This window comes from Streptomyces sp. NPDC058964 (assembly GCF_042741275.1).
Classification (GTDB): Bacteria; Actinomycetota; Actinomycetes; order Streptomycetales; family Streptomycetaceae; genus Streptomyces.
In genome coordinates, this window is record NZ_JBHYKH010000157.1 from 1 (window position 1) to 11,084 (window position 11,084).

12 protein-coding genes are annotated in these 11,084 nt (G+C 71.3%); 6 read left to right on the forward strand and 6 right to left on the reverse strand.

The window, feature by feature from the left end:
* Together ACFW2E_RS20565 and ACFW2E_RS20570 are read left to right on the forward strand one after the other, a co-directional pair.
* On the forward strand, positions 1-516 hold a 516-nt coding region (locus ACFW2E_RS20565), incomplete at its 5' end, for a DUF6230 family protein (protein WP_384468373.1).
* 23 nt (positions 517-539) lie between these two features.
* A complete protein-coding gene (locus ACFW2E_RS20570) occupies positions 540-962 on the forward strand; it encodes a DUF6114 domain-containing protein (RefSeq protein WP_384468375.1) in 423 nt (140 codons plus the stop codon).
* A gap of 449 nt (positions 963-1,411) precedes the next feature.
* Here the strand turns inward: ACFW2E_RS20570 and ACFW2E_RS20575 are convergent, their stop codons facing one another.
* From ACFW2E_RS20575 to ACFW2E_RS20585, 3 genes are all read right to left on the reverse strand, one after another.
* Positions 1,412-2,146 (reverse strand): Type 1 glutamine amidotransferase-like domain-containing protein, encoded by a 735-nt coding sequence (locus ACFW2E_RS20575; protein ID WP_384468377.1) that lies wholly within the window; start codon positions 2,144-2,146, stop codon positions 1,412-1,414.
* Between the two features lie 337 nt (positions 2,147-2,483).
* Positions 2,484-2,765 carry a hypothetical protein gene (locus ACFW2E_RS20580; RefSeq protein ID WP_384468379.1) on the reverse strand — a complete coding sequence of 94 codons (282 nt, stop codon included), beginning with the start codon at positions 2,763-2,765 and terminating at the stop codon, positions 2,484-2,486.
* Positions 2,766-2,816: 51 nt separating this feature from the next.
* On the reverse strand, positions 2,817-3,737 hold the full coding sequence (locus ACFW2E_RS20585) for an ABC transporter substrate-binding protein (RefSeq protein ID WP_384468407.1): 921 nt from the start codon (positions 3,735-3,737) through the stop codon (positions 2,817-2,819).
* A 354-nt stretch (positions 3,738-4,091) separates the two neighbouring features.
* Here ACFW2E_RS20585 and ACFW2E_RS20590 point away from each other — a divergent pair, with 354 nt between their 5' ends.
* The 4 genes from ACFW2E_RS20590 (at position 4,092) to ACFW2E_RS20605 (ending at position 8,287) form a co-directional block, all read left to right on the forward strand.
* Positions 4,092-6,638: an ATP-binding protein gene (locus ACFW2E_RS20590; protein ID WP_384468381.1), complete on the forward strand. Its 2,547-nt coding sequence runs from the start codon at positions 4,092-4,094 to the stop codon at positions 6,636-6,638.
* On the forward strand, positions 6,635-7,111 hold the full coding sequence (locus tag ACFW2E_RS20595) for a roadblock/LC7 domain-containing protein (protein WP_384468383.1): 477 nt from the start codon (positions 6,635-6,637) through the stop codon (positions 7,109-7,111). The genes ACFW2E_RS20590 and ACFW2E_RS20595 overlap by 4 nt, the downstream gene beginning before the upstream one ends.
* A 149-nt stretch (positions 7,112-7,260) precedes the next feature.
* Positions 7,261-7,659 carry a DUF742 domain-containing protein gene (locus tag ACFW2E_RS20600; protein WP_384468385.1) on the forward strand — a complete coding sequence of 133 codons (399 nt, stop codon included), beginning with the start codon at positions 7,261-7,263 and terminating at the stop codon, positions 7,657-7,659.
* Positions 7,646-8,287, forward strand: coding sequence for an ATP/GTP-binding protein (locus tag ACFW2E_RS20605; protein WP_384468387.1), 642 nt, complete (start codon positions 7,646-7,648; stop codon positions 8,285-8,287). The genes ACFW2E_RS20600 and ACFW2E_RS20605 overlap by 14 nt, the downstream gene beginning before the upstream one ends.
* 2 nt (positions 8,288-8,289) lie before the next feature.
* Here the strand turns inward: ACFW2E_RS20605 and ACFW2E_RS20610 are convergent, their stop codons facing one another.
* From ACFW2E_RS20610 to ACFW2E_RS20620, 3 genes are read right to left on the reverse strand one after another with little or no spacing between them, the layout of a single operon-like run.
* The gene (locus ACFW2E_RS20610; protein WP_384468389.1) at positions 8,290-8,958 is read right to left on the reverse strand and encodes an ABC transporter permease; all 669 of its coding nucleotides are present in this window, start codon (positions 8,956-8,958) and stop codon (positions 8,290-8,292) included.
* Complete coding sequence (locus ACFW2E_RS20615; protein WP_384468391.1) at positions 8,955-9,605, reverse strand: ABC transporter permease; 651 nt, start codon at positions 9,603-9,605, stop codon at positions 8,955-8,957. The genes ACFW2E_RS20610 and ACFW2E_RS20615 overlap by 4 nt, the downstream gene beginning before the upstream one ends.
* Positions 9,602-10,735: an ABC transporter ATP-binding protein gene (locus tag ACFW2E_RS20620; RefSeq protein WP_384468393.1), complete on the reverse strand. Its 1,134-nt coding sequence runs from the start codon at positions 10,733-10,735 to the stop codon at positions 9,602-9,604. The genes ACFW2E_RS20615 and ACFW2E_RS20620 overlap by 4 nt, the downstream gene beginning before the upstream one ends.
* Positions 10,736-11,084: the final 349 nt, after the last annotated feature.

Consider the following 11,084-nt stretch of genomic DNA (forward strand, 5'->3'; position numbering starts at 1 on the left):
GTCCTGACCGCCCAGGGCGCCCTGGGCGTCCAGTTCGCCATATCCGGGATGCCCTTCACGGTCACGGCGACCAGCCTCGACGGCACCGGTTTCGAGCAGTTCGGCAACCTCGACAACATGGCGGAGGGAAGCCCGAACGCGGGTGACACGGGCGGTCAGGTGCTGGTGGTCACGTCCGCGATCAAGAACGCGACGCTCACCAAGCTGTGCCAGAGCGTCGACCTCGGTGGCACCAACCTGCTGATCACCGCGGGCGGCGGCTCGGAGAAGGTGACGGCGAGCGACCTGACCACCGACTCCACCGAGCTGTCGGGCGACGCCGCGTTCAACAACATCGAGATCGGCAACGACGCCAGCACGCTGAACAAGGCCGGTGTGAAGGGCCCGATCGGCGTCTTCAGCCAGCAGGCCGACACCGTGCACATCGGCAGTCTGCGGCAGACCAACTACGCAACCACCGCTGGTGTGTTCAAGCTGCCGGGGCTGAAACTGCGGTTCAGCGACTCGGGTTGCTGATGACCGGCCTGTCATCGCAGGGGATGAGGCCCGCCTTCCGACGCTGGCGGGCCCGCCGTCCGTTCTGGGGCGGGCTGCTGCTCGCCCTGGGCGGGGCGGAGGTCCTGCTCACCATGAAGGCGTCGGTCAAGGTCATCATGCATGTCGGCATGCAGGGCCTGGCGGGCTATCTCCTGCCCACCGTGATGCTGCTGTGCGGTCTGCTGACCCTTTTCACTCCCGCGCAGCGGATCTTCTACTCCGTCATCGGTGTCCTGGCCTCCCTCGGCACGTGGCTCACCTCGAACCTCGGCGGCTTCTTCATCGGCCTCCTCCTGGGCGTGATCGGCAGTTGCCTCACCTTCGGCTGGCTGCCGGACCAGGAGCCGCGAGTGAGCCGGCGCAAGCGGAGGAAGGCGGCACGCGCGGCGGCCGTCCTCGCGGAGGGCGCGGGGGAACCGGCCTGAGCCTGCGGCGCGGGACGACGGCCCGGTCGGCCGAACGCCCCTCGAACCGTGACGCGGGCACCTCCGCCGGGCGGCGACGCCCGGTGCGGCCGAGGACCGTGAGCGGGCGACGCGATCCTGGCCTCCCGGGCGGATCCGGGAGCGGGAAAAGTGCTGTTCCGCCCGCGTGAGCGCTCGCGGCAGACCGTCCGCCCCGCCGACGTTCAGGCGCACGCCTGCTCACCTCGCGGCAGCCGAGGAGGGTGCGTCGGCCGCGCGCCCGCCGGGGTCTGCTCCGTGAACCGGACCGGCCTCGCACCAGTCCGGGCCTCTGCCGGTGCTGCGCGTCCTGCGCGGCGGGCGACCCCGCCGGCCTCCCGAACCCGCGCGGCGGACAGCCCCGGCACGGTCCGAGCCCGGCACGGTCAGGCGCTCACCACGGTCTCGGGGCGACTCGTCCTGTGTCCGGCTCACACACCCGGCAGCCGCCGGGGTTCGATCCGTTCCTCCACCGCCGTGTCGCCGTTGCGTACGACGACGTACGCGCCCTTGCCCGGTACCTCGGTGACCGCCTCGGTGAGTTCCGTGCCCCGGTAGACGAGGCCGACTCCGTCGTCCGTGCAGTGGGTGGTGGGCAGGGTGCCGTCGGCGACCAGCCGGTGGACCAGCGGGCGGCGGCCCCGGTCGGTGTCGTAGTGGACACCGTTGCCGTACGGGAGGAAGCCGAGCGCGTCGGTGAGCGGGCGGAGTTCGGGGCCGAAGGAGTCGGTGGTGCCTCCCCGGAACCAGCAGATGGAACCCGCGCTGACCCCGCTGAGGACGACACCCGACGCCCAGGCGCGGCGCATGATCCGGTCCAGGCCGTGCACCCGCCACACGGCCAGCAGATTGGCCACCGAGCCGCCCATGACCCAGACGACGTCCTGCGCGAGGACCGCGCCCTCGACATCGTCCAGGTTGGGCATCGGGAAGAGGTGGAGCGGGGTCAGGTCGAACCCCGCCACCCGCGCCGCCTCCGACATTCGGGCCGTGAAGTGCTCGGCGTCCCCGATCGCCGTACCCACGTACATGACCCGCGGTCGGCGGCCGTGGGCGCCCGAGAGGTCCACGGCGTGACGGACCAGGGCGTCGAATTCGACCATGGTCCGGCCGCCGGGGCGGTGTCCGCCCGAGGTCGCGACGATCGTGGGTTCCGGGGCCGGCATGGTCGGGATGCTAGCGGATCCCCGGCGTCAGCCGGCCGCGGCGGGCGGCTCCGCGGTGTCCGGCACCGCCGTGGGGTTCTCGTCCTTCGTCGCCCTGGCCTCGCTCTAGAGGATGCGCATCGACTTGCCCAGGGCCCGCGCGGTGTCGGGCGTGCGGGGCGGCGGACGGCGGTGCGTGTTCCGTGGTCATGGGGTGCCTCTCCAGCGCGCTCGGCACCTCGGCCCGGGACCGGGACCGGTCACGTGACAGCGTGCGAGCGGGAGGGAGCGGAGTTACGGCCACCGCCGCACGGTTGCGGAATTCTTCCACCGGGCGGGCCGTCGGCGGGGGAAAGCCTCACAGTGCGGCAAGCACGGGAAGGAGGTCCATCGCCGTGGTCACGTCGCCCGTCAGTGGCCGGTCCTCGGTACCGGGCGGAAGGACGGCGGCCGCGACGGCGAAGGCGGGAACCTGCGGGGGCACCGGAAGCAGCCGCAACGCCCCTACTTCGGTGACGAGTTCGCAGGCCAGGGCCGTGGTGCAGGCGGTCGCGGCACGCCGGGTCCGGCGCGCGGCCTGGCCGGCGAAGCTGGCCGCCTCCTCCAGGCCCGCGTCGGCGAGCCGGACGAGTCCGGGCACGTCGAGTCCGCGGCCGTCGAGCCGTCGAAACTCGTGTCCAAACGCGGAACGTCAGCCGAGTCCGGCGGACTTCAGCCAGGCCTTGGCGACGTCCAGCGGGTCCTTGTTCTGCGACTGCACCTGGGTGTCCAGGTCCAGCAGGGTCGTCGTGTCGAGCTTGGCGGACACGGCGTTGAGCGCGTCGACGCCCTTCTGGGAGAGCGCGCTCTTGTAGACCAGCGGCTGGATGTTCTCGAAGCCGAAGAGGTTCTCCGTGTCCTGCAGGACGACGAACTTCTCCTTGGAGATGGTCGGGTCCGTCGTGAAGATGTCCGCGGCCTGCACGGTGTCCTTCTTCAGCGCCGCCTGGGTGAGCGGACCGCCGGCGTCGAGCGCCTTGAACGACTTGAACTCCAGGCCGTAGACGGACTTCAGGCCGACCAGGCCCTGCCGGCGGGTCTGGAACTCCGGCGAGGCACCGATGACCAAATCCTTGGCCGCGCTCTTGAGGTCGGAGACGGAGGACTTGTCGGTGAGGTTGTACTTCTTGGCCGTGGCCGCGTTGACGGTGACCGAGTCCTTGTCCTGGGCGGGCGCCGGTTCCAGGAGCGTCAGCTTGGAGTCGAGCTTGGCCTCGATGGCCGACGTGGTCGCCGCGATGGTCTTCGGGGTGGCCTTCGGGTCGAGGTAGGCGAGCAGTGCGCCGTTGTACTCGGGCAGGACCGAGATGGAGCCGTTCTTGAGCAGGCCGTAGGTGGTCTCGCGGCTGCCGATGTTCGGCTTGTAGGTGACCTTGATTCCCTTGGCCTTGAGGGCCTCGCCGTAGATGTCGGCGATCAGGATGCTCTCGGCGAAGTTGTTGGAGCCGACGACGACGCTGTCGCCGCTCGCCTTGTCGCCCTTGAGCGGGTCACTGGTGTCGTCGGATGAGGAACAGCCCGTCAGCAGGGCCGTGGCCGCGGCAAGCGCGACGGCGGCCGTGCCTCGGTACATCCGGATGGACCTGCTGGTGTGGGTGGTGGAAGTCACGATTCCCGTTCCGGACTCAGAGGTTGGCGGGGGATGGAACAGCGCTGGAAGCAGCGCGCGGAAGCTCTCCACTGATCCAATCCAGCCAGTTCTCCGTCAGTCAAGTGCCTCATGGTCACCGATTGGCTTCGATCTGTGGCCAGTTGTGGATAAAGCACGGCCTCTTTGTAACGGATTCTTGACAAAGGACAGACCGGTTGATCCTTTAAGGACGCTGTAGTCTCGCGGCAGTTGATATCGGTCGCAGCGGTGTACGGGGCCCGCTTCGGTGTCATTACGCATCAGTTCGGGTGGAGACACCCCCACGAAGGAGGCCCGGTGTCCACGAACGAGGTGGACGCGCCCGCCCGGACCGCCCGCCCCCCGCGGTCCGGGGTACGGGACTTCGCCGGCCGCTGGCCCTTCCGGCGCAAACTCAATCTGCTCGTCGGTGTCCCGCTCGCCGTGATCGCCGTGCTGCTCTCCTTCCCGGTCACCGACCTGATCCAGGAGTCGGACACCGCGGAGTCGGCGGCGCGGGTCGTGCGCGACAGCGCCACGGTGGCCCGGCTGGTGGACCGCGTGGAGGCGGAGCACCAGCAGGCCATCCTGCTCTCCGCGCACTACGAGACCGACTACTCCAAGCCCTCTTTGGCCGCCTACCACGCGACCCAGGACGCCGTCATCGCCCAGATCGAGACGGTGCGCGACGCCTTCGGCGACCGGCTGCCGGACACCGAGGCGGAGGCGCTCAGGGTGGTCGAGGGCCTCTCCAGCCTGCGGCAGAGCGTCGAGCGCGGCTATCTTCCGGCCGACAACATCGACCCGGCCTACACCGACGCGGCCAAGGGTCTGATCGACGGCCTCGGGCTCGACCGCAACGCCTCGCTCGCGTCCACCTTCACCGGCAACCTGCTGGACTCCCTGCTGCGCGCGGACGCCGCCCACGGCACCTTCGAGACCAGCGTGTTCTCGGCGACGACCGGTGACACCAACGCGCTGATCGAGTTCACCAACGCGGTCGGCGCCCACGACCTCTACTCCCACCAGGCCGACCGCTTCACCCGGTTCGCCACCCAGGCCCAGGCGCGGCAGCTGGCCGGGATCGAGCACACCCCGGCACAGCAGCGCATCGCGTCGTCGTACGCCGAGTTGCAGATCGACCCCACACAGCTGGAGGCCGGGTCGCGGGAAGAGATCCGCAAGGCGGTCCAGGACGCGCTGCGCGACTACCCCGACTACCCCGAGCAGGCCGCCGCGCGGCTGAGGATCACCACCACGCTCATCGACCAGATCGCCGACCGGGCCGACGAGGCATCCGACGCGGCGCAGTGGCGGGCCGTCCTGCTGTTCGGCGGCGCGCTGATCGGCTTCGTGCTGTGGATCGCCCTGTCCGTGCTGGTCCGCCGCTCGGTCATCCGTCCCGTCCAGGCCCTGACCGGCGCCGCGCGGGAGGTCGCCGACGTGGCGGGCCGGGAACTGGCGCGGGTGGCCGACGACGACGCCGAGGACGACGGACCGCCCCGGCTGCGCGACATGCCCGCCACCGCGCACGACGAGATCGGCGAACTGGCCGAGGCGTTCAACCACGTCCAGACGACCGCGGCCGCGCTGCTGGAGCGGCAGGTGCTCGGCCGCCGCAACGTCGCCGAGATGTTCGGCAACGTGGGCCGCCGCGTCAGCAACCTGACGACCCGCCAGCTGGCGCTGATCGACGCGGTCGAACGCGGCGAGACCGATCCCGCACTCCTGGAACGCCTCTACTCCATCGACCACATCGCCGTACGCCTGCGCCGCAACGCCGACAGCCTGATGCTGCTGGCCGGCATTCGCGAGACGGCGCTGGACGCCGGGCCCACGGCGCTGACGAACGTCGTACGGGCCTCGCTCGGGCAGATCGAGGGCTACCAGCGGGTGCGGCTGCGCGCCGTGACGGACGCCGTCGTCGAGCCGGACATCATCGGCGACCTCACGCTCATGCTGGCCGAACTGCTGGAGAACGCGGTGTCGTTCTCCCCCGAGGGCAGTCCGGTCGAGGTGACCGTCCGTTCCGGCGACGATGCCGCGTACGTCGTCGTCAGCGACCACGGCCTCGGCATGAGCGCCGAGCGCCTGGCCGAGGAGAACGCCCGCCTGATCCGCCGAGAACGCCTGGACGTGGTCCCCACCAAGGTCCTCGGCCTCTTCGTGGTCGGCGCCCTGGCCCGTCGCTGGGACATCGGCGTCGAACTGACCCGCACCCCGGGCGGCGGCGTGACGGCCGAGATCAGGCTTCCGGCATCGCTGCTGCTGACGATGAGTCCGGTGGTGGCGAGCGTCTCCGACGGTACGGCGACGGAACCGGCCGACGGCTCGGACTCGGGTGCGGGTACGGGTACGGGTGCGGGGACGGGTGCGGCCGAGGTCACTCCGGCGGACCCGGAACCGGTGCCCGCCACCGCCGCGGGCCCGGTGCCGGCACCTGCGGGCCCCGTGCGCGGACAGGTCGCGTCCGAGCAGGCCGTGTCCGGCGAGCCGGGCGCCCTCCCCCGCAGGGTCCCCCGCCGGGAGTCCGTGGCGCACACCGAGAAGCCGGCCACGGCCGGTGAGACCCCGCCGCCCGTCCCCGCCGACGGCGCCCGTCCCCTGCGCCGCCGGGTGCGCGGGGCCACCCTGCGCACGACCACGGGTGCCGACCGGATCGTGCCGCAGGAGGCCCGTACCCGGGACGCGGAGGCCGTGCGCAGCGCGCTCGAGGAGTTCGAGGCCGCGGTCGAGCGGGCACAGCGCGACCACGACACCGGGAACTTCGCCCGCCCCGGCAACGAGGCCGGTGCGGCGGCGACCCCGCAGACGACGAACCACGCGCAGGACCAGAACCACCTTCCGGAAGGAGCCGAGCAGTGAGCACGTCCACAGGTGACACCACGACGGGCGCCACCACGCCGACCGACCTGCAGGCCGCCGCAGCCGACTTCAACTGGCTGCTGAACCGATTCGCGACCGAGACCGCCGGTGTCGTCGACGCCATCGCCGTGTCGTCCGACGGGCTGCTGATCGCCGTGTCCGAGCTGCGCGAGCGCGCGCACTCGGAGCGGCTGGCCGCGATCGTCTCCGGTATCACCAGCCTGGCCGCCGGAGCTTCCGGCAACTACGGACTGGGCGGCCTGAACAAGGTCATCATCGACCTCGAGGGCGGCCACGTCATCGTCTCCGCGATCGGCAACGGCGCCGTGCTCGGCGTGGTCGCCGACAAGGAGGCCAAGCTGGGCAACATCGCCTACGAGATGACCGTGTTCGCCAACCGCGCGGGAGGCGCGCTCAGCCCCCAGCTGGTGCTCGAGCTGAAGAACACCGTCGGTTCCGCACCGGCGCGCTGACCGGCCCCACCCGGTCCAGAGAGGAAGCGACACAGCCATGGCGGACGGCTCCCCGTCACCGGGCTCCGACCCGGTCGGCCCCGCCCCCGCCGTACGGCCGTTCCTGGTCACCGCCGGGCGGGGGGCGGTCAACGCCCCCCGCCCGGCCAATGCCGGGGAGAGCCAAGGGGTGGGCCCCCCCCGGGGGCGCGTCGCGCGCCCCCCGGCGGGGGGCGCCCCCCCCCCCCCCCCCCCGCTCCCAGCCCCCGCTCCACCCCCGGGGGGCCCCCCCGCCGGCGGCCCCCCCCGCGCTCGACCGGCTCTCCTTCGAGCGGCACGACATCGTCGCAGCCTGCCGCCTCCCGCTGTCGATCGCGGAGCTGGCGGCCCGGCTGCGGCTCCACCTCAACGTGGTGCGCGTGCTGGCCGAGGACCTGCGCGACGCCGGGCAGTTGACGGTGCACGTGCCCGACTTCGAAGCCACCCACGACGCAGCGGTCCTGCGCAGGGTTATCGATGGCCTCCGCGCCGTCCCCGACTCCCGAGGGGTACTCCGTGACACCGACTGAACCGCTGGTCCTCCCCCAAGGTCTCGGATCCGCTCGACCGGGGGGTGCCCCCGTCACGGCCGCTGCGCAGACCCCCGTTCGCCCGCCCCTGCCGGTCAAGATGGTGATCGCGGGCGGCTTCGGCGTGGGCAAGACCACCACGGTCGGGGCGGTCTCCGGGTACGACGCGCTCACCACCCAGGCCGCCCTCCCCCACGGCGCCGCCGGCGGGGGCGACCTCACGCACACCCCGCGCAAGACCACGACGACGGTGGCGATGGACTTCGGCTGCCTCACCATCGACCCGACGCTCAAGCTGTACCTGTTCGGCACGCCCGGCCAGGAACGCTTCGGCTTCATGTGGGACGACATCGTGGAGGGCGCGGTCGGCGGGCTCGTCATCGTCGACACCCGCCGGCTGGACGACTGCTACGCGGCCGTCGACTACTTCGAACACAGGGGCATCCCGTTCGCGGTGGCCGTCAACGCCTTCGACGGGAAGGTGGAGCACAGCCTGGACGAGGTCCGCTGGGCCCTCGACGTCTCCGACGGCGTCCCGGTGGTGGTCTTCGACGCCCGCGAGCGCGGCTCGGTGCGGGACGCGCTGCTCGTCGTGCTGGAGCTGGCACTGGCCCGCACCGAGGGCTGACCTCAGGCGCTGCGCCGCACTCCCGGGGACACCGCGATCCGGCCCACCGCCCAGAACACCCCGAGGGTGGCCAGGGCCATCGCGGCGACCAGGGTGGCGCCGCCCACGACCTTCTCGTAGTCGTGCTGGTAGAGACCGTCGACGATGTAGCGGCCGAGGCCGCCGAGGCCGACGTACGCGGCGATGGTGGCCGTGGAGACGATCTGGATGGCCGCCGAGCGCAGCCCGCCGAGGATCAGCGGGAGCGCCACCGGGAGTTCCACCTGGAGGAGGATCCGCGGCTCGGCCATGCCGATGCCGCGTGCCGCGTCCACCGGCGACGGATCGACCGAGCGCACCGCCTCGTAGGTGGTGACCAGGATGGGCGGGACGGCGAGGACGACCAGCGGGATCATCACGAACTGCAGGCTGAACCCGACGATGACGGTGATCAGCACCAGCAGGCCGAAGGTCGGCAGGGCCCGCGCGGCCGTGGCGATCAGCGACAGGACGTTTCCGCCCCGTCCGTAGTGGCCGGTGACCAGGCCGACGGGCAGTCCGATCACGGCGGCGAGGGCGAGCGCCTCCAGGGAGTACCGGAGGTGCTCCGTCACCCGGGTGGGGATGCCGTCGTAACCGTGCCAGTGCGAACCGTCGCTGAAGAAGGCGTGGATGAAGTTCAGTACGTTCACCGGGCGCTCTCCTTCGGCATCCACGGGGTCAGCAGAAGGCGTACGAGGACCAGGACGGCGTCCACGAGGACGGCGAGCACGGCCGTGGTGACGACGGAGTTCCAGGCGAGTTCGGGCCGGTTGTAGATCTGGGCGTCATGGAGCAGGTTGCCGAGGGCGCCCTGGTTGCCGATCAGCATGCCGACGCTGACGAGGCTGATGCTGGAGACGGTGGCCACGCGCAGGCCGGCGATGATCGCGGGCACGGCGATGGGCAACTGCACCTGGACGTAACGGCGTACGGGTCCGAAGCCCATGGCGGTGGCGGCGGCGAGCGTCTCCTGCGGCACCGAGCGCACGCCGTCCACGATCGCCGGCACGAGCACCACCAGGCTGTACACGGCCAGCGGGATCATCACCGTGGTCTCGCTCTGGCCGGTGTAGTCGATGAGGACGACGAAGAAGGCCAGCGACGGGACGGCGTACAGCACGGTGGTCACGCCCAGCACCGGCGGGTACATCCAGCGGAAGCGCACGCAGAGCTGGGCGACGGGCAGCGAGACGAGCAGGCCGACGAGGACCGGCACCAACGCCTCCCGCAGGTGCACTGCGATCAGGCCGAAGTAGCTGTGCTGGAGGTCGCTGGGGATGTCGAAGAAGCGACTCATCCGGCGGCCCTCGCGTCGTCCTCGGCGCGTCCGTGGGCATGGGCGAGGCGAATGGCCTCGCCGATGGCCTGCTGGGAGACGACGCCGACGACCCGTCCGGTGCCGTCCACGCCGACGGCCCATCCGGTCGGCGACAGCACGGCACAGTCGAGCGCGGCCCGCAGCGAGTCCTTGCCGTGCACGAAGGGCCTGCCGTGGGACAGCAGCCGCTCCGGCACGATCTCCCCCGCCGTGAGGTCCTTCGGCTCGCCCCAGCCGAGGGGCTTGCCCTCCAGGTCGGTCACGAGGAGATGGGGCACGTCGGCCGAGCGTGCGGCGATCTTCCCGGCGTCGGCGTCCACGGCGACGATCGGGGAGGTCAGCAACTCCAGATCCGCGGACGGGAAGAAGGACAGCCGCCGGATGCCCCGGTCGGTGCCGAGGAAGTCCTCGACGAAGGAGTCCGCGGGCTCGGTGAGCAGTTCGGCGGGTGGCGCGTACTGGGCGAGCCTGCCACCGGTGCGCATCACGGCGACCATCGTGCCCAGCTTGATGGCCTCGTCGATGTCGTGCGTGACGAATACGATGGTCTTGCCCAACTCGGCCTGGATGCGGAGGAGTTCATCCTGAAGCCCCTTGCGCACCACCGGGTCGACGGCCGAGAACGGCTCGTCCATCAGCAGCACCGGCGGGTCCGCGGCGAGCGCCCGTGCCACGCCGACGCGCTGCTGCTGACCGCCCGAGAGCTGGTACGGGTAGCGCTTGGCGAGGGAGGCGTCGAGCCCCATCCGCTCCATCAGTTCGACCGCGCGCGTCCTGGCCCTCTGCTTGCTCCAGCCCAGCAGGCGGGGCACGGTGGCGATGTTGTCGACGATCGTGCGGTGCTGGAAGAGACCGGCGTTCTGGATGACGTAACCCATCGACCGCCGCAGCGTGTTGACCGGCTGCTTCTGGATGTCGACGCCGTCGAGGAGGATCGTGCCCGCGCTGGGCTCGACCATCCGGTTGATCATTCGCAGGGTGGTCGTCTTGCCGCAGCCGGACGGCCCGACGAAGACGGTGATCGAACGGTCCGGAATCTCCAGCGACAGCCGGTCGACCGCCACCGTGCCGTCCGGATACCGCTTGGTGACTGAATCTATCCGTATCAAAACGCCGAATACCCTTCGGGTTTGGCAGATAACTGCCCACTTTCGGCCACGATCGTCGTAACGCAGGCCGTTGCGCCAAGAGTTTAGACCGCAAGTATTTCAGCAGCCTGGCGGACGACTACCCGGATCCCCCCTGCCCCAGTCGGCAACGGCCAACGCCAATCGGGCCGTACGCGTCACCCGGCGCCCGGCGTCGGCCGCGAACGCCTCGCAGCCGGGCCGGCCCGCGGCCCGTCCACGCCCGCCGGTCGGCCGCGGCGGCCGGGGTGGCGGGGGGCCCCGCCCTACTGAGCGGCCGACACGGCAACGCGCGCTCGGTGTGGTCGAGGTAGCCGGACCGGCGGTGGTG

What these genes read in the sequence shown, in the direction of transcription:
- ACFW2E_RS20575 (WP_384468377.1), bottom strand. Translation starts at nt 2,146, where the DNA reads ATGCCGGCCCCGGAACCCACGATCGTCGCGACCTCGGGCGGACACCGC.
- ACFW2E_RS20585 (WP_384468407.1), bottom strand. Translation starts at nt 3,737, where the DNA reads ATGTACCGAGGCACGGCCGCCGTCGCGCTTGCCGCGGCCACGGCCCTG.
- ACFW2E_RS20600 (WP_384468385.1), top strand. Translation starts at nt 7,261, where the DNA reads ATGCCGGGGAGAGCCAAGGGGTGGGCCCCCCCCGGGGGCGCGTCGCGC.
- ACFW2E_RS20570 (WP_384468375.1), top strand. Translation starts at nt 540, where the DNA reads ATGAGGCCCGCCTTCCGACGCTGGCGGGCCCGCCGTCCGTTCTGGGGC.
- ACFW2E_RS20615 (WP_384468391.1), bottom strand. Translation starts at nt 9,605, where the DNA reads ATGAGTCGCTTCTTCGACATCCCCAGCGACCTCCAGCACAGCTACTTC.